Annotated in this window: 17 protein-coding genes; 9 read left to right on the forward strand and 8 right to left on the reverse strand. The window is 62.4% G+C overall.

Going from position 1 to position 17,759, the window contains the following annotated elements; all coding sequences use genetic code 11:
- Positions 1–181 precede the first annotated feature (181 nt).
- The 4 genes from JGU72_RS06645 to JGU72_RS06660 all read left to right on the forward strand — a co-directional run bounded on the left by JGU72_RS06645 (position 182) and on the right by JGU72_RS06660 (position 4,181).
- Entirely contained in the window at positions 182–895 is a 714-nt protein-coding gene (locus JGU72_RS06645) for a YciI family protein (protein ID WP_199682883.1), read from the forward strand.
- Entirely contained in the window at positions 892–2,124 is a 1,233-nt protein-coding gene (locus JGU72_RS06650) for an RNA polymerase sigma factor (protein ID WP_199682884.1), read from the forward strand. The genes JGU72_RS06645 and JGU72_RS06650 overlap by 4 nt, the downstream gene beginning before the upstream one ends.
- A 95-nt stretch (positions 2,125–2,219) precedes the next feature.
- The gene (locus JGU72_RS06655; protein ID WP_199682885.1) at positions 2,220–3,077 is read left to right on the forward strand and encodes an SDR family oxidoreductase; all 858 of its coding nucleotides are present in this window, start codon (positions 2,220–2,222) and stop codon (positions 3,075–3,077) included.
- A 48-nt stretch (positions 3,078–3,125) separates the two neighbouring features.
- On the forward strand, positions 3,126–4,181 hold the full coding sequence (locus tag JGU72_RS06660; RefSeq protein WP_199682886.1) for an MBL fold metallo-hydrolase: 1,056 nt from the start codon (positions 3,126–3,128) through the stop codon (positions 4,179–4,181).
- Positions 4,182–4,204: 23 nt separating this feature from the next.
- On the opposite strand, the gene JGU72_RS06665 is transcribed toward JGU72_RS06660, so the two are convergent.
- From JGU72_RS06665 to JGU72_RS06675, 3 genes are read right to left on the reverse strand one after another with little or no spacing between them, the layout of a single operon-like run.
- Positions 4,205–4,996: an SDR family NAD(P)-dependent oxidoreductase gene (locus JGU72_RS06665; RefSeq protein ID WP_307828321.1), complete on the reverse strand. Its 792-nt coding sequence runs from the start codon at positions 4,994–4,996 to the stop codon at positions 4,205–4,207.
- A 48-nt stretch (positions 4,997–5,044) separates the two neighbouring features.
- Positions 5,045–5,677, reverse strand: a complete 633-nt coding sequence (locus JGU72_RS06670) for a dihydrofolate reductase family protein (protein WP_199682887.1) — start codon at positions 5,675–5,677, stop codon at positions 5,045–5,047.
- Positions 5,678–5,696: 19 nt separating this feature from the next.
- Positions 5,697–6,002: a putative quinol monooxygenase gene (locus JGU72_RS06675; RefSeq protein ID WP_199683257.1), complete on the reverse strand. Its 306-nt coding sequence runs from the start codon at positions 6,000–6,002 to the stop codon at positions 5,697–5,699.
- Positions 6,003–6,300: 298 nt separating this feature from the next.
- Between JGU72_RS06675 and JGU72_RS06680 the strand changes: the two genes are divergently transcribed.
- Positions 6,301–6,633 (forward strand): hypothetical protein, encoded by a 333-nt coding sequence (locus tag JGU72_RS06680; protein WP_199682888.1) that lies wholly within the window; start codon positions 6,301–6,303, stop codon positions 6,631–6,633.
- A 311-nt stretch (positions 6,634–6,944) separates the two neighbouring features.
- On the opposite strand, the gene JGU72_RS06685 is transcribed toward JGU72_RS06680, so the two are convergent.
- Both JGU72_RS06685 and JGU72_RS06690 read right to left on the reverse strand, forming a co-directional pair.
- A complete protein-coding gene (locus tag JGU72_RS06685) occupies positions 6,945–8,180 on the reverse strand; it encodes a saccharopine dehydrogenase family protein (RefSeq protein ID WP_199682889.1) in 1,236 nt (411 codons plus the stop codon).
- The gene (locus JGU72_RS06690; protein WP_199682890.1) at positions 8,180–9,805 is read right to left on the reverse strand and encodes an APC family permease; all 1,626 of its coding nucleotides are present in this window, start codon (positions 9,803–9,805) and stop codon (positions 8,180–8,182) included. Before JGU72_RS06690 ends, JGU72_RS06685 begins: the two co-directional genes overlap by 1 nt.
- Before the next feature lie 155 nt (positions 9,806–9,960).
- Between JGU72_RS06690 and JGU72_RS06695 the strand changes: the two genes are divergently transcribed.
- Together JGU72_RS06695 and JGU72_RS06700 are read left to right on the forward strand one after the other, a co-directional pair.
- On the forward strand, positions 9,961–10,431 hold the full coding sequence (locus tag JGU72_RS06695; RefSeq protein ID WP_199682891.1) for an Lrp/AsnC family transcriptional regulator: 471 nt from the start codon (positions 9,961–9,963) through the stop codon (positions 10,429–10,431).
- Positions 10,428–11,825: an aspartate aminotransferase family protein gene (locus JGU72_RS06700; RefSeq protein WP_199682892.1), complete on the forward strand. Its 1,398-nt coding sequence runs from the start codon at positions 10,428–10,430 to the stop codon at positions 11,823–11,825. Before JGU72_RS06695 ends, JGU72_RS06700 begins: the two co-directional genes overlap by 4 nt.
- Positions 11,826–11,923: 98 nt before the next feature.
- Here JGU72_RS06700 and JGU72_RS06705 read toward each other — a convergent pair whose 3' ends face one another.
- The 3 genes from JGU72_RS06705 to JGU72_RS06715 form a co-directional block, all read right to left on the reverse strand.
- A complete protein-coding gene (locus JGU72_RS06705) occupies positions 11,924–12,136 on the reverse strand; it encodes a hypothetical protein (RefSeq protein WP_199682893.1) in 213 nt (70 codons plus the stop codon).
- A 202-nt stretch (positions 12,137–12,338) separates the two neighbouring features.
- Complete coding sequence (locus JGU72_RS06710) at positions 12,339–13,427, reverse strand: YncE family protein (protein ID WP_199682894.1); 1,089 nt, start codon at positions 13,425–13,427, stop codon at positions 12,339–12,341.
- A 62-nt stretch (positions 13,428–13,489) separates the two neighbouring features.
- Positions 13,490–14,599: a YncE family protein gene (locus JGU72_RS06715; RefSeq protein ID WP_199682895.1), complete on the reverse strand. Its 1,110-nt coding sequence runs from the start codon at positions 14,597–14,599 to the stop codon at positions 13,490–13,492.
- Between the two features lie 515 nt (positions 14,600–15,114).
- Between JGU72_RS06715 and JGU72_RS06720 the strand changes: the two genes are divergently transcribed.
- Positions 15,115–15,324, forward strand: a complete 210-nt coding sequence (locus JGU72_RS06720; protein WP_199682896.1) for a hypothetical protein — start codon at positions 15,115–15,117, stop codon at positions 15,322–15,324.
- Between the two features lie 195 nt (positions 15,325–15,519).
- Entirely contained in the window at positions 15,520–17,607 is a 2,088-nt protein-coding gene (locus tag JGU72_RS06725; protein ID WP_199682897.1) for a lipoxygenase family protein, read from the forward strand.
- Positions 17,608–17,759: the final 152 nt, after the last annotated feature.

Raw genomic sequence — 17,759 nt, forward strand, 5'->3', positions numbered from 1 at the left:
GTTTCAGTGCTTTGCATCGACAACCTCTGCAGGAAGCTCTGCATACGAGCGCACTGCTCGTTCGAACTCGTCAAACAGGCGATGCAACTCGAGGCTGTACCGACGTAGATAAGACCATTCTTCGTTCGTCGATTTGGTAGGAGGGGTTCCAGACCTCGCCAACGAGCGGAAGGATGACGTCATGCACTATCTAGCGCTGCTGTTCGGACAGGAAGGCGGCCCCGAGCCAGAACCTGGGTCCCCTGAGTTCGACGCCGAGCTCGAAAAGTATGCCGCATTCGAGGCGGCGGCCGGCAAAGCGATCGCAGGCGGCGCCGCTCTGTACCCGTCGGATACGGCTGTGAACATCACACACAGCGGTGGAAACCCAATCGTCACCGATGGCCCGTTCACCGAGCAGGCAGAAGTCGTCGGCGGGTTCACGGTGTTCGAGACCGAGAACCTGGACGACTGCCTGCAGCTCGTGCAGAAGATTCCAGCCGCAGCGGACGGCTACGTCGAAGTCTGGCCGATGGCGGAATACATGCAGGCCGAAGGGGCGCAGTCCGATTGGTGGCTCGCGTTGCTGCTCGAGCCGCCCGGTGACATCGTTGCGCCCGGCACGCCCGAGTGGGACGCCGGTGCAGCCGAGCATGTCCGGTTCGGGGAGAAGGTCGGCGACGTCATTCGCGGCGGCGGTTCTCTTCACCTGCCCGACTCGGTGACCACCGTCCGAGTGCACGACGGACAGGTACTTCTCACCGACGGGCCGTTCACCGAGTCTGCGGAGGTCGCGAACGGTCTCTACATGTTTGCCGCGCCGGATCGCGAGGCAGCAACCGCGATTGCGGTGCAGATCCCGCTCGGGGACAAAGGTCGGGTGGAATTGCGGCAGATCGTCGATCTGGGCGAATGAAAGTGCCGGGCCCGGCCGAGGTCGACGCCGTCTATCGCGCCGAGTTCGGTCGGGCTCTGGCCACTGTCGCGCGAATAGTCGGCGACGTCGGCGCCGCCGAGGACGCCGTCCAGGAAGCATTCGCCGATGCGCTGCGCACCTGGCCGGAAAGGGGCATGCCGTCGAATCCCGGCGCATGGATCACCACCGCAGCCCGGAACCGCGTGCTCGATCGCATCCGACGCGAATCAGCCAGGACCGCAAAGGAATCGGATGCCATGCTATTGGCGCCACCGATCGAGGGGCCTGACGTGTCACCGGTACCGGACGACCAGCTACGGATGATATTCACCTGCTGCCATCCTGCCCTGTCGCCCGAATCCCAGGTGGCGCTCACACTGCGTCTCGTTTGCGGCTTGCGGACGTCGGAGATCGCGCGAGCGTTCCTGCAGCCTGAACACACTGTGGCGCAACGATTGACACGCGCAAAGTCGAAGATCCGGCACGCCAACATCCCGCTGCGCGTACCACCGGCACACCTTCTGCCGGAGCGCACGACCAGTGTGCTCTCATGCATCTACCTCGTCTTCACGGAAGGTTATTTCGCAACGTCGGGGCCGTCGGCCGTGCGAGACGAACTGTGCGACGAAGCCCTCCGGCTCGGCAAGTTGGTGTGCTCGCTCTTGCCGAACGAATCCGAGGCTAGAGCGCTCCTTGCGTTGATGCTGCTCAACGACAGCCGCAGATCGCAACGCAGTGTCGACGGTGCGCTCGTCCCACTCGAGGAGCAGGACCGGACGAAATGGAACCGGGCTGCCATCCGAGCGGGGCTGAGCTGCCTGGTGTCGGCTGCCACCGACGGCCGCGGCCCGTATCTTGCGCAGGCGAGGATTGCGGGCGCACACGCGATTGCCCCGAGTTGGGCCGAAACCGACTGGCAGGCCGTCGTTTCCGGATACGACGAGCTGGTCAACTACTCGACATCACCCGTGATTCTGGTCAATCGCGCAGTGGCGGTGGCATTTCGGGACGGCTTCGACGACGGGTTGGCCGCCCTGGACGAGGTCGCCGACCATCCCCGACTGACAGGCTCGCACTTCGTCGTCGCCGCAAGGGCCGACCTGCTGCGTCGGGCAGGGCGGTTGGCCGAGGCCGCTCCCTTCTACAGAGCCGCCATCGACACGGCTAGCAACGACCAGGTACGCCTGTTCCTGGAGCGCAGGCTCGACGAGATTGCGGCGGCAGACTGAGGTAGGTCGCCGTCGCAATTCACAGGCCGCTAGCTTTTTAATCTATATTCCAATATATTAACACCGGACGACCACCTTCGATGGAGTAGGTAGGAATGAACGAAACACAACTGGCGAAACGGATTCAAGGTCGCGTGGTGGCAATCACCGGTGCCGCGCGAGGTATCGGTCTCGCGACCGCGGCGGCCCTGCACCGGCGCGGCGCCAACGTTGTGATCGGCGACATCGACGAATCCGCCGTACTCCACGCAGCCGCAACTCTCGGGCCCGATGTCGAGGCTGTGCGACTCGACATCACCGACGAGCAGTCTTTTGCGGCCTTCCTTGCACGTGCAGAAGAGCGGTTCGGGCCGCTAGATGTGCTCATCAACAACGCCGGCATCATGCCGATCGGACCGTTCCTCGATGAAAGCACTGCCCTATCGAAGCGCGTGCTCGACATCAACGTTGCCGGCCCGATGATCGGTATGCGTGCAGCGCTGCCGGGCATGATCGCCCGCGGCCAGGGGCACGTCGTGAACGTCGCATCGATCGCCGGTACCGCACCGGTACCCGGCGGGCTCAGCTACGCCGCGAGCAAGGCAGCCGTCATCTCGATGACCGAGTCGGCACGGGTCGAGTTCGCCAAGTCCGGCGTGTCCTTCACGTGCGTGATGCCATCGTTCACGAACACCGAACTGATCGCCGGAACGGTCGGCACCAAGTTCGTTCCCACCCTGGAACCGGAGGACGTTGCCGAGGCCATAGTCCGCGGCATCGTGTCTCGCACGCCGGACATGTACCTACCCGCAATCCTGGGCCCGATCGTGCGCACTCAGCCACTGATCGGCCGCAGGTTGCGAGATTGGATGAATCACCTGCTCGGCGCAGACACGGCATTCCTGAGTTTCGACCGGTCCGCGCGCAGTGGTTACGACGAGCGGATCACCAGCGCATCAGCGCGTTCGCATTAGTGTGCTGACCTGCACGCACGCTCGCGGAGGACGTGGTACAACCGAGCGGTGACACTCGGCGACCAGATCGAAATCGACGCCAGAACACGCCTGATCGTGGGCCAGGAGCTCGACATGGCCGCCCGCCAACCGGACGTGTGCAACGTGATCGTCCACCGGACGGGCGAGCTCCTCGTCATCGTCGACAGCGGCGTGACGTCGCCAGTTCGGGATGCGATCCGATCAGCGGCAGACGACCTCGCGCCATGGTCGCGGATCCTACTTCTCACGACCCACGGCCATCCCGACCACGTGGGCAACAACGACATCGTCAAAGAGCTTGGTGCACAACTGGATCCGTCGAGTATCCGGCATTATGTCAGCGCGCACGACGTGGCGCAGTACCACGATCACGGACTCTCCTACTGGACAACGAGCCTCGGTCGCGTATCCGGTTTGGTGCCAGGATTCGAAGACCCTGCGACCGCCGCACACCGGCTGCTGGACCTGTTCCAGCCCATGGTTCCGATAACGGACATCACCCGCACATTCGAGGAACTACCTCTGGAACACCTGACAATCGGTTCGCAACACATGTCGGGTTGGTCGTTCGGCGACGGTGCCGTCCAAGTCCTGCGTACGCGCGGTCATTGCGCCGGCCAACTGGTAGTCCATCTGCGCGATGCGCGCTTGCTCCACCTCTCGGACGAGCCGAACGGACCGTGCGGCGCCATGCACGACGCCAACCAGCTGAACATCTTCGCGGCAGTCGCACAGGCACTGACGTTGGTCGAGACCGGTGCCGTCGACAAAGTCACCGAGGGCCACGCATTCGAAGTGTTCGACCGGCCTGCGGCGACAGAACGGCTCACAAGACTGCTCGAGCATGCCGCCGCGCTCGACGGCGCCGCACAGGATTTGCTCACAACCGATGTCGACGACCTGCCCGCGTTCGTGCAAGCGTTCATTGCGCGTTCGCAGGAAATCGGGGTTTCCGGTGCAAACCCGAATCCCATGTTCTTCACCATGATGGCAATCTCCAAGCTACGGGAGCTGGGCCTCGTCGAAAAAGGTATAGGCGCGCGACAGACATGGAGCCGTCCCGCCCTCGATGACTCTCTCTGAATATGCTCGAGCGCCGTCTGAGGCTACGGCCGATGCGGGTTCGCACCGCCATCGACGACGATGCGCTGCCCGGTGAGATACGCGGCCTGCTGTGAGGTGAGAAAGGCCACTACGTCGGCAATCTCTTCGGGCCTGCAGACATGTCCGTAGGGATAGTCGGCGTCGAGATCAGCCGCGCGCTTGCTGGCACCGCCGGTGAGCGCATTGGTCAACCGATCCCCCATGTCTGTCGAAACTAGGCCGGGTGCAACGATATTGACGTGGATTCCATGCCGAACCTCTTCCTTGGCGAGGGTGTAGGCGAGGGCTTCCAAGGCTGCTTTCGCCATGCTGTACGGAGCGCCGTGCGACGCGAGCGAATGCGCGGCGACGCTGCTGATCATGATGATGTCGCCACGCGGGCAGTCCCGCATGCCCGGCAGGACCGCCTTGGTCAACTGGTGCGGTCCGACCGCTTGGATCCCGAGCAGCCGTACGACCTCGTCGGCGTCGGTATCACTGACAAGCTTTCCGCGACTGGCGATTCCGGCGTTGTGGACGAGAATGCTGATCGGTCCGAGCGCACCGGTTGTTGCATCGACCAACGCTTGATGGCCAGCGACATCGTCGATGCGTGCCTGGATCGGGATCGCTGTGCCCCCGTGCGCCCGGATTTCTTCGACGGTCGCAGTCGCCGAGGCCTCGTCGCGCGCCCAGTTGACCGCGACGGCGGCACCGCGGGCGGCCAGACCGAGGCTTATGGCGCGGCCGATTCCGCGACCACCTCCGGTGACGAGGGCGGTCCGGCCTGCGAGTGGTCGATCGGCGATCGTCACTGAGTTCTCCTTCGGTGGAATGTCAGTCGACCGAAGGTAGCGCACCCGCTATGTGACGTGCTTCAGGTCGGCCGTCGCGGTTCCGTACTGCGGACGCCCGTTGGGCCGGTACACCTGAATCGTCACGCCGCCAGGTGTAGTGCTCGATGCGATCAGTTCGAGAGCGATGTCCGGGCCTGCGTCGGGGAACAGCCGCGTGCCCTGGCCGATGACTACCGGGCAGATGAGCAGGTTGATCTCGTCGACCAATTCGTTGTCGAGCAGCCACCTGACAAACGCGCCGCTGCCGTGCACCTGCAGCTCGCCGCCGGCCTTGGCCTTGAGTTCGCGGACCGCCGCAGCAACGTCTCCCGAGAGCACGGTCGTGTCAGCCCATTGCGGATCGGTGAGCGTCGTCGACGCAACGTACTTCGGTCGTGAGTTCAGAGCCTTTGCAACGGGATTCATGCCTGGATCTTCCACCTGCCCCCAGGAGCCCGCGAAGATGTCGTATGTCCGCCGGCCGAAGAGGAACGCATCTGCGCGCTCGTAGACCTCATTGAGAAAGGTCATCGCGCCAGTGTCGAAGAGTGGCTCGATCCAGCCGCCTCGCTCGAATCCGCCGCTGCGGTCCTCGTCCGGTGCGCCGAGACCCTGCATGACTCCGTCGACCGTGACCATGATGGTGGCAGTCAATTTCATTGTCAGTCTTCCTTTCTCGTCAGTTATTGGCTTTCCCGAACGCCGGCCGCTCGGCGGCGACGTCGTATTCCAACACGGACGCCGAAAGCATCTTGGGGAGTTTCACATTGCCGGTGCCGCCCCTGCGCCGAAACGTATCCAGCGCCTTCTGGGATTCCCAGCGCTCGAAGATGTTGACACGGCCAGGGTCGATCAAGTCGGCGGCAATCGAGACGTCGAGGCACCCAGCGGCAGGGCGGGCCTTCTCGACGATTCGCAGAGAACCTGCGAGGTATGCCTCGCGCTGATCCGGTTCGACCATGACGTGCCCCGCGACGATGACCATAGTGCTGCTCATGTCTTCACCTCCAGTCGAGTTACTTGTTTCAGACAAGCACACTTGCTTTGATGTATCAAGTGTCTGCGCGACAAGACCCTGAGAGGACTTTCTGCGTCAGTTGACCAAATGATGGTGGTTCGCCAGAACCGATCGGATACTCGGTATATGCACGCGATCGAATAAACCCAAGCGGCGGTTGATATTTGATCGACAACGAGGCGCCGGGAACGGTGTCCACAAATCCAATTCCAGCTATCCCGACCTTGCGCTGCCCATGCGCGGCGCGCCCACGATAGGAGAAGTCATGCGTACCACCGTGATTACCGCAGGAGCCCTCGCAGTTGCCATTGCCCTGATCGGCGCGGCACCCGCTTCAGCCGTTCCGGCGTCGTCCATGTCGGACGGTTTGTATATAGTCGGCGTGGACATTGCGCCCGGCAATTACTCCACTAGCGGGCCCGACGAAGACTTCGGTTGCTACTGGGAGCGACTGTCCGGCACGAGTGGTGAATTCGACGACATCATCTCAAACGACTACATCGTCGCGGGACGCTCTCAGGTCACGATCAAGCCCACGGACTACGCGTTCGACTCACACGGGTGCGGCACGTGGACCCTGCGGGCGTCGTCGACATAAGGACCCAACTACCCCCGCCCATCGTCGGTCGCACCCCTTCTCGGGATCCGCACCCCGACTTGCCGAGCGACACGCCGCGACTCGCCCTAAAAGTGGTGCGGCTGAGCCGGTCTGGCGGGTTCTCCCGGCTAGCGATCCTGCAACGTCCAGGGACTGGCATAACCCGACGGGGCGTCGACATAAGGACCCAACTCCCCCCGCCCATCGTCGGTCGCACCCCTTCTCGGGATCCGCACCCCGACTTGCCGAGCGACACGCCGCGACTCTCCCTAAAAGTGGTGCGGCTGAGCCGGTCTGGCGGGTTCTCCCGGCTAGCGATCCTGCAACGTCCAGGGACTGGCATAACCCGACGGGGCGTCGGAGCCCAAAAGGTCCAGGAATGGCACGGCGTCGAAGGCTTCCGGACCGAGCACGCCGATTCCCGACCAGCGTCCCGATGCCAGTAATTCAAGTGCGACAACGGGATCGATCGCGGTCTGCCACACCACGCATTGCGCACCGTAGTCGCGCATACTGTCCGCGTTGTCGACGACGTGTGAGAGATAGACCTCGCGGGGTTGGCCGTCGTTACCCATTCCGGTCACCCACAAACCCGCACACGTAGCGCCACTCATGCGATCGCCCAGCGTCGCCGGATTGGGCAGACAGGCCGCGACGACGTCGCGCGGCGAAACCGCGCGACCGTTGACGCTGACCGGTTCGGTGCTGTCCAGACCGAGCTTGTGCAACGTCCGCAATACGTCGATGAATTCGGTGCCCAGCCCGTACTTGAAGGTCACGCGCCGCGCATCGACCCACCGCGGCATGAGCAGCACTTCCTCGTGCTCGACGTTCACGCATTCGACCGGGCCTATGCCACCGGGAAAGTCGAAAACCTCCGGCTCGCTGAACGGTTCTGTCACGTACCAACCGCGGTCGCGTTCCCAGATCACCGGCGGATTCAAGCACTCTTCGATCGTCGTCCAGATCGAGAAGGACGGTGCGAAGTCGTATCCGTCGACGACCAGGTTGCCGCCATCGCGGACGCCTAGTTCATCGATCTCGCTGAACAGGTGGTCTGCCGCATATCGGGCGAACACGTCGGACAGGCCCGGCTCCACGCCCATACCGACGAGAGCGAGCCGACCGGCGTCTTCCCATTCGGCCGACCGGGCGAACTGTTCGTCGCCGAGCTTGACTCCTGTTTGCGCATAAGGCCGTTCGAGGTTGGGACGTGACATCGACATCGCCATGTCCAGGTAGTCTGCACCAGCGTCGAATGCCCCGGTAAAGATCGGCATGACGAAACGCGGATCGACGGCATTCATTACGTGCGTGATCGCATGCTCCTTGCTCAACGCCGTCACCGCGGCACTGTCGGATGCATCGACGCGAGCTGCTGTCATGCGCCTTTCATCCGGATACCGCTCGCGCACGGCAGCCACTGTCCGCTGTGCGCGTGTCAGGTCGAAGTCGGCGATCACCAGCGCCTCGAAGAAGTCACGCCGCGCCGCGATTCGCGCGAACGCATCACCGACGCCTCCGGCACCGACCAGCAGGATGCGCATCACTTCTCCGCGGGCGGCAATACCAGGCCGGGGGTGCCGGAATCAGGCAACATGAGCCCCGACGTGATCGGCGCATCCTCGGCCAGGAAGATCGGGGTGTCACGGTTCAGGGTCTCGCCGCGGAAGAAAGGCTTGTAGACGCGCGACGCCCAAATCATCAGCACGACACCGAGAATCGCCGAACCAGCCCCGATGATGAATGCCCAGCCGATCGTCCAGTGCCACGGCGTGGTCCAGACGACCGCACTGTTCTCCGGCTTCCAGTCCTGGACCGCGGTGAGGAGAAGCCCGCCGAACAGCAACACTCCGCCGAGCGTCGGGAAGACACCGCGCAGGAAGAAATCTTTGACGCTTCCGGTGAGCTCGCGGCGGTAGTACCAGGTGCAGGCAAAGCCGGTGAGTCCGTAGTAGAACGCGATCATCATGCCGATCGCAGTGACGGCGTCTTCGACGAGCCCACCGCCGGAGTAGAAGTTCATCGCCAAGTAGATCAGGGCGGAGATGACGCCCATCCAGATCGTCGAATTGGTCGGTGTCAGGTACTTCGGGTGGATATCGGCGAATCGAGCCGGTATCGCTTTGAACGCCGCCATCGACAGGGTGGTGCGTGCGGTAGGCAGAATCGTCGTCTGCGTGCAGGCGGCAGCCGAACTCAGCACGAGCAGAATCAGCAACTTACCCATCACCGATCCGAAGGTGGAATCGCCGAATGCGGCAGTGCCGATCACGCTCAAGATGTCTGAGGAGTTCTCTTCGTTTGCCAGCCCGACGCCTTCTTCGCCGACACCGGCGTAGGACTGTGCTGCCAACGCCACGATCACGTACGTCACCAGCAGCAGGACCGTCGACGTGATCGCCGCACGACCGGGCGTCTTGTTGCGGTCCTTCGTCTCTTCGTTGATCGCGACCGCCGAGTCCCAGCCCCAGTAGATGAACAACATCAGGATGATGCCCTGGGCAAACGTGCTGACACTGTCGATCTCGAACGGGTTGAACCACGAGAACGACGGATCGATCGCAGTCTCGGGCGGATTGCTGCCGAATGCCTTGATCAACGCCGTACCCGCGAAGACAACCAGCACCAGCACTTCGAGGGCAAGCAGGGCTTGTTGGAAGCGGGCCGAGATCTCGATCCCGCGGAAACAGATGTAGGTCATCAGACCCATCCAGATCAGGCCGGCAAGTAGCACCCAGCCGCTCGCGGGATCGTGGCCGATACTCTCCGCACCGATGAGCAGGAAAAAGTACTGCCCCGCAACCTGCGCGAGGGATGCCATGACCAGCACATCGGCGGCGATAATGCCCCACCCGCCCAACCAGCCGGTCTTCGGTCCGAACGCCTTGGTTGCCCAGGTAAACGTTGTGCCGCAATCGGGTTCACGTTTGTTCATTTGCTGGTAGCCGATAGATACGAACAGGATCGGAACGAAAGCGAGGACGATGATCGCCGGAGCTTGCAGTCCCACCAGCACGACGATCGGACCGAGCGTCGCCGCGAGGCTGTACGCGGGGGCGGTCGAGGCGACGCCGATGACGACACTCGAGGCAAAGCCGATGGCACCGGTTTTCAAGCCCTTGCCACCGTCGTCGGATGTACGGGGTTCGGTTGCAGCATTCGTTGACATGGGTCACTCCGACTACTGAGCAGTTGACGCAGGACTTGCACCTGTCCTGCGTTTATCGCAGTAAACTACGCCGACAGCAAGGGTATTAGTGCTTCTTCTATGTAAATTCGACGAATTTCGTGGCAATTCTCGGTTTCGAGGCCGATGATCGGGGCATGGCGAATCGCGACGGTCCGGGCCCGACACTCGACGCCCTGTCCAAGTCGATCATCGAGGCCCTGCAGCAGGACGGCCGAAGGTCGTACGCGTCCATCGGAGAATGCGTCGGCCTGTCCGAGGCCGCCGTTCGGCAGCGGGTCCAGAAACTGCTCGAGGCCGGGGTCATGCAGATCGTTGCGGTGACCGATCCGATGCAGGTCGGCTTCAATCGCCAAGCGATGGTCGGCATCAGAGTGGTCGGCGACCCGGCGACGGTCGCCGCGGAAATCGAAACGCTGCCCGAAGTCATCTACGTCGTCGTCACCGCGGGCTCGTTCGATTTGCTGGTCGAGATCGTGTGCGAGGACGACGAACACCTGCTCGAGGTCGTGAGCGGCAAGATCCGGGCATGCGCCGGTGTGACCAGCACCGAGACCTTCCTCTACCTGAAACTGCAACGACAGCGCTACGACTGGGGGACCAGATGAGCAACACGACACCACCCAGCACAACACCGCGTGGAACGGCACGCGGCGACGCAGCCCGAGACCATCTGTGGCTTCACTTCACCCGCCACTCCGCGTACACCGATACGCCCCCAACGATCATCGCGCGCGGCGAGGGCGCCTATATCTGGGACGACAAAGGCAAGCGCTACCTCGACGGACTGTCCGGCCTGTTCGTCGTCCAGGTCGGGCACGGCCGTCGCGAACTGGCCGAAGCTGCAATGGCGCAAGGCAGCGAGTTGGCGTTCTTTCCGCTCTGGTCTTACACCCATCCCGCTGCAATCGATCTGGCCGAGCGGCTGGCTGATTACGCGCCTGGCGATCTGAATCGAGTGTTCTTCACGACGGGTGGCGGTGAAGCTGTCGAAACCGCATGGAAGCTGGCCAAGCAGTTCTTCAAGCTGACTGGAAAACCGAGCAAGACCAAGGTGATCTCGCGGGCGGTGGCCTATCACGGCGCACCGCACGGAGCGTTGGCGATCACCGGAATCCCAGCAGCCAAGCAGGCGTTCGAGCCGCTCGTGCCGGGTGCGCTGAAAGTGCCGAACACCAACATCTATCGGGCCGCGGAGGGGCTTCGCGACGACCCGAAGGCGTTCGGGCAGTGGGCAGCAGACCGCATCGAAGAGGCGATCCTGTTCGAGGGACCCGACACCGTCGCTGCCGTTTTCCTCGAGCCTGTGCAGAACTCGGGCGGTTGCTTCCCCCCGCCGCCCGGATACTTCGACCGGGTTCGCGAGATCTGCGATCGCCACGACGTCCTGCTGGTCTCGGACGAAGTCATCTGCGCATTCGGCCGGATCGGCTCGATGTTCGCGTGCGACGACTTCGGGTACGTCCCAGACATCATCACGTGCGCAAAGGGTCTCACGTCCGGCTACTCGCCACTGGGTGCAATGATCGTGTCGGACAGGCTGTTCGAGCCGTTTGCAACCGGCAATACAACATTTGCACACGGCTTCACCTTCGGCGGGCACCCCGTCTCGGCCGCGGTCGGGATGGCCAACCTCGATATCTTCGAACGCGAGGGACTCAACGACCACGTCAAGAAGAACGGCGAAGCGTTCCGCCAATCGCTCGAGACCCTGCTTGACCTGCCGATTGTCGGTGACGTCCGCGGCGCCGGTTTCTTTTATGGAATCGAATTGGTGAAAGACAAGGCAACCCGCACAACTTTCGACGCCGACGAATCGGAGCGACTGCTGCGCGGCTTTCTTTCGAAGGCCCTTTTCGAAGCCGGGCTGTATTGCCGCGCCGACGACCGGGGTGATCCGGTCGTGCAGCTCGCTCCGCCGTTGATCTGCGGACAGGCCGAGTTCGACGAAATGACCGAGATCTTGCGCGATGTTCTCACCCGGGCGTGGTCCGTACTGTGAGTCATGATGAGCAGAAAAGTGTTGCACACCAGTAAATTTCGATCGCACGCCCAAATTGTCGTCGATCGGATAGCGCTTACCGAACAGGGAAAGCCGGATCAGGCGGCCGCACTGGTCCGCAGCAAACGCAACGAGTGTTCGTGAGCGGCAGCGGCAAGTGCGATCTCACGTGCGTGGTCCGCGCTGTTCTCGGCGGCCAGGTGTTCGTGCAGACGCGCCTTGGCCTCGTACCAGGCAGCCAGCTGCTCAGGGTCCGTGCAGCTGGCCGGTCGACTGATCGAGAGGGCAGTCATTTCGATTAGAACGTTCATCTCTGGGTCCTGCCTCTGCGATCGCCGGGCTTCCCGGCCTTCCGTTGGTTGCCTACCAACTTTCGCAAGACAGTGGTCCCCGTCACATCCGTAGATCCACCTGTCTAGGTACGTAGATCCGTGGACCCGTGTACCTAGACAGCCGAAGCGGTCGGCCGGTGTCTCGCCACCAACCGACCGCTATTCCCAGCTCAGAGCATGTTCAGCCCGGGTAGACGCCGGAAATTGGGGCGTCGTCGACCTCGATCCGTCCGGTTCGCGTGAACGTGGCCGTGTCGTAGACGTCCAGGTAGCGCGACTCCTCGCTCGGTGGGAACCATGCGATGAACAACTTCGACGCCGCCACCGGGTCGATGAAGTTCGATGTACCGCCAAGGCTGCTCACCCATGCCGTGCCACCGTCAGCCGAGAATCCGGCATAGACAGGCGCCGAATCGAGGTGGTGCGTCTCGAGGATCTCACCGGAGTGTGCATCGAGTTCCACAATCGTGTTGTCGCCGATATTGCAGATCCAGAGCTTCGAGCCGTCCGGAGTGAGCGTTCCCGAAATCGCTCCGGCCATGACCGGCAGCTGGACCGTACGAGTGACGGTCCAACTCGGAATGTCGATCCATGTCACACCGGCGTAGTAGTTGACCGCGTACAGCGTCTTGCCGTCCGCGCTCATCGCTCCCCAACCCGGCGCAAATCCGTTGAGGAACAACGGTGTATCGATCATTGCGCCCGTTACGGTGTCGTACTTGGTGACAGTTCCCGCGCCGGACATCACGTACATGATCTTGTCGTCCAGCGACAATTCCATGTGTGCGGGGCTGGGCGGGATCGCGATCGGCAGCGTGCGCACGATCTCGTCGGTCTGCGTGTCGATGACCTGCACCGTGGACAGCAGTGTCGGGAGGTAGACGTACCGACCGTCGTGCGACATGGTCAACACCGCGTACGGCGCGCCGAGGGTCGGGATTTTCTTGATCACCGTGTCCGTCTTCATGTCGATGACGGTGGCAAAGGAGCCGATCGGTCCGAAGTTGCTGACGTACGCCTTCGAATGGTCGGGCGTCGTTCGGATGACCAGCGGGTGATCGCCGATGTCAGGGATGGTCTTGACGACCTTCTGCGAAACCGGATCGACGACCTCGACGGTGCCGACCTGGTAGTTGGGAATGTAGATCATCCCGTTACCCGATGTGCTGCCGACGATCGACGGGTTGGCAGCGGCGGTGCCTGTCGGCACGAGCAAACAGGTCACAGCGACAAGAGTCGCGATCCCCACCCTTCGCAATCCGGCTTTCATGGAAGTTGACCTTTCATGGGATTTCACAGTGGAGCTCCCTTCGAACTTGAACCTGGCGCGCATCACAGGTCGGGCACCCAAACCGGGAAACCGGGACCGGCGGCGGTTTCGGTCTTGTCCAGAATCTGACCGGTCTTCGGATCGAACGTGATGAGCGTGCCCGGTCCGAAACCTGCTGCGAGAGAAATGATGTTGAGGAAGACAGGTCCCTCGCCGAGGGGTCCGGGCAAGAAGTCGAGCGGAGCGGGACCGACATCGGTGATGTACCCGCGGCTGCCGTCGTCGCTGAACGTGACGCCGATCGTGTAGCCATCGGTCGGGACGGTGCCGATAACGCGTTCGGTGATGAGGTCGACGATCAGCACACCGGTTGCGCCGAACATCGTCACGTACATCTTCGTGCCGTCAGGCGAAACCTCGTTGATGAAGGCACCGGGGTTGAGCAGACCGCCGGCCCCGTTCGGGTTGGTCGCAATGGTCTTGGTGAGCTGCCACTTGTCCATGTCGATCACGCCGATGGAGTTGATCGTGGACGTGTACAGCTTCGATCCGTCCTTCGCCCAGTCGTACCAGAACGTCGCGATTCCACCGCTCCAGATCGGAGGCTTGACTGTCGCACCGGTTTTCGGGTCGTATGCACCGATCAGTCCGGACGCGAAGCCGACGTACATGTTTCCGTCCGGGCCTGCGATCGCTCCGACCGGAATGTCGGCGAAGCGCAGTTTGCGCACGATCGTGTCGGTCTCGACATCGAGAACCTCGACGACGAAGTTCAGTTCCGGAATGTAGATCTCTTTGCCGTCGGCGGAGGTGAAGATTCCCATCGGCGTACTTTCGACCGGAATGGTCCGTGTGGTGCCGGCTTTGCGATCGATGATCGAGATGGTCGGCGAGGCGAGCCCGAAGTTGTGCACGTAGATCTTCGACCCATCCGGGGTCTTGGTCAGCACCGAAGGTCGCGACGGCCCGACCGGCGCGTGGATCGGCAGACGCTCCTTGGTCGAGTTGTCGGCACTGTCGAGAACCGCGACCGAGTCGTTGCCGACCTCCGGAACGTAGAGTTCCCCGGCCGGGCCCGGAGTGGGCTCCTCGCCGGTCGCGGTCGACGGCGCTGCAAGCAGCATCGCGACCAGCGATGCGAGGAGGACGAACGAATGGCCGGCGACGGCCATCCTCTTGCCTTTGCGACGCTGCGCTGTATTCATATTTCCCTCAAATGTTTGTGCCGGTACGGAACCTCGCTCGATTGACGAACCTTCCGGCGGACAATGGGCACATATGTGTTACCCATGGTTACAGCTTCGGGACTATACGGGGTATTTTCCGCACGGTCAGTGACGCAGCAGCCCCGCCTGGGTTGTCTGAATCGACATAAGCGCACGTCAGCCGTCATTTAGGCGCATCGGCAGCGCGCCCGTTTTGTGAGGAGGCCCATGTTTCTAAGGGCCATACCATGGCCGTCACAGGTGCGCACCGGCGCGGCCGGCAGGGCTGCCCCAGCCGGGCCGCCACCCCGCCGGTGGCCCGTGTCGCATGCCTTGACCAGGCGTGACCCGTCACACACGGCAAGACATGACGTCGATCACGCCCGGCTCTCGTTACGTGCTTTTGCCGGAGATTTCTGCGAACGTAACCGCTCGTAACAGTTACCGTCGGGAACGTAAACGAAGGAAGGGAGAAGCCGACCATGACCAGTCCCGGACCCGGCACGTCCCTTCCGGCACCGGCAAACGAACTGTTAGCGCGACCTCACCGCGCGATCGTCGAATACCAAGCTTCCAGCGAGCCCGCCGATCGATTACACATGCGCACCCGCGACAACGGCCCTGCGCTGGACATCCTCTTCACCGCGGAGGATTCGATCCGCGCGCGTGCTCGGGTCGCACCGATTACCTGATCGAACAATTCCTGACGCGCACAACCCACACATTTTGCGGGCGCACTCGTGCGTCCGCATTTGGCAAGACCGGGTCAACGACGACTCGTAGGAACGTTGTTTCTCGGCGTCCTCAGCTTGTCCAAATATCGAGACTGCGCGATTTCCGTTCCTGCGCGAAATCGCATTTATTCACATTTGATCGGGAGGAAGAAAATGCAAGAAAAGCTGAACCGACGCCGCCTTCTGCAATTGTCCGCGATGGCACCCGCCGTGGCCGGAGTTGCCTCATTCGCCGGGGGAATGCCGACCGCTCAGGCGGCGCCGTTCGAACCTCCGATGCCGATGCTCCCGAAGGATGACCCGATGCCGGTCATCCGGCAGGCGACGCTGGCGGCCGCACAAGCCCAGTACCAGTGGACCGAGGCGCACCCGTTCATCGTCGGCGTACCGTTTGCCGTGTTTCCGCCGATCGACGCACTTCCGACCATCGAGTGGCTGATCACCGGAGCAGACGCGCTGATCGAGCTCGGTATGAACCTTGTCAGCACGATCATCCCGCAGATCAATGCGTGCGCGACCGGCACGCTGGCCGATTCGAAGAACCAGTTCAACCAATTGAACGTGCGGCTCGATTCGGGGCGCATGCGCTTTCGGAACCTCGGTGGTGGCAAGTACAACATGGTCGGCGAGCGGCCCGGCGATGCGTATGTGCACCACGTCGATCCGCAGGATGCCGCCGAAGCGACGCTGATTCAGACCGAACTCATGGACGTCTTCCGTCAGATTCAGATCGTGATCGGGAACCTTCGCGAAAACCTTGCCGCCCTGCTGAACACCAACCAGGGCATCGGCAATTTCGGCACGCAGGAAGGGCTCGCGAAATACAACGCGATCTGGGGCACGATGCCGCTGCCCCCTGTCGCCGAGAATGTGCACGACGACGAATTGTTCGCCTACATGCGCATCGGCGGATTCAATACGAACGTCATCGAGCGGGTCAATGGTTCACTGCCCGCTAAATTCCCGCTGACGAATGCACAGTTCCAAGAGGGCTTGGGCAATACGTCCGACACCCTCGATGGCGCGATCGCCGACGGTCGCCTCTTCTGGATCGACTTCGAGGAGCTCGGCAAGATGGCGCCCGAGCGCGCGACCTACAAACTGCTGGCCGGCGAAACTCACAACAACGCGCCGATGGCCGTGTTCGTCGTTCCGCAAGGCAAGAAGAGCCTCCAGGCGATTGCAATTCAGTGCGGCCAGGATCCGGCCGTCGCTCCGATGTTCGTGCGCCCCGCCCCCGACGACCAATCGCGTCACTGGGGTTGGCAGATGGCAAAGACAGTCGTGCAGACCGCAGACTTCAACCATCACGAAATGCTCGCCCATCTCGGACGCGCACACCTCGTTTCGGAGGCGTTCGCGGTTTCGGTCCACCGGGCATTCGCGCCCGCACATCCGCTGAGCGTCTTGCTCGTGCCGCACTTCGAAGGCGACCTCTTCGTCAACGAACTCGCAGCCGACGTCATCCTCCCGGAGAACCTGTTCGCCGATGTCATCATCGGTGCACCGTTGAACGATGTCCGCGAAACGGTCGGCAAGGACCGGCTCGATTGGGACTTCTACGAGCGCATGCCCGCTGCCGATTTCGCGCGACGCGGCGTCGACAACCCATCGGTCCTCGACTTCCCCTACCGCGACGACGCACTGCTCATCTGGGACGTCCTGCACAACTGGGTCGACGAGTACATCCGTGCCTACTATCACAGCGATGCAGACGTCGTCGGCGACGTGGAACTCACCGCATTTGCCGACGAAGTGATCACTCGTGGCAAGGTCAAGGGCTTCCGTCGACTCACCACGATCGAAGAACTCGTCGAAGCCGTCACGATGATCACCTTCACCGCGAGCGCCTACCACGCATCGGTGAACTACCCGCAGTCGCACCTGATGACCTACGCGCCGTTCGCCAGTGGCTTCACCGCGACCGCGGCACCCACCACGACGACAGGCCACTCCGAAGCGGACTGGATCAAGATGCTCCCGTCGGTCTTCGTCTCACTTGCGAACTTCTACTTCCTCAATGTGCTGGCGACGATCTACTACCGCCCGCTCGGCGACTACCGGACAAATGTGTTCCCGTTCCCCGAGGCCATCTATGACCCGAAGGTGACGGGCGCGCTCGCACGTTTCAGGTCTGCGCTGCAGGGTGCCGAGAACGAGATCAACGTGCGCAACATGACCAGGTCGCAGCCCTACGAGTACCTGCTGCCCAGCAATATCCCGACCAGTACGAACATCTGACGGAAGTTCGTCCGACAGATAGACAGCGCGGGGCGAGCAACTGCTCGCCTCGCGCTGTTGTGTTCGGGTGCCGGATTCGACGAAAGGGGCACAACAACTCCTCATCGGCGGCGGGGACCGTGTCTTGTCAAGGTTTTCTTGACAAGACTGCC

Origin of the sequence: Antrihabitans auranticaus, assembly GCF_016481275.1 — a bacterium.
Lineage (GTDB): Bacteria > Actinomycetota > Actinomycetes > Mycobacteriales > Mycobacteriaceae > Antrihabitans.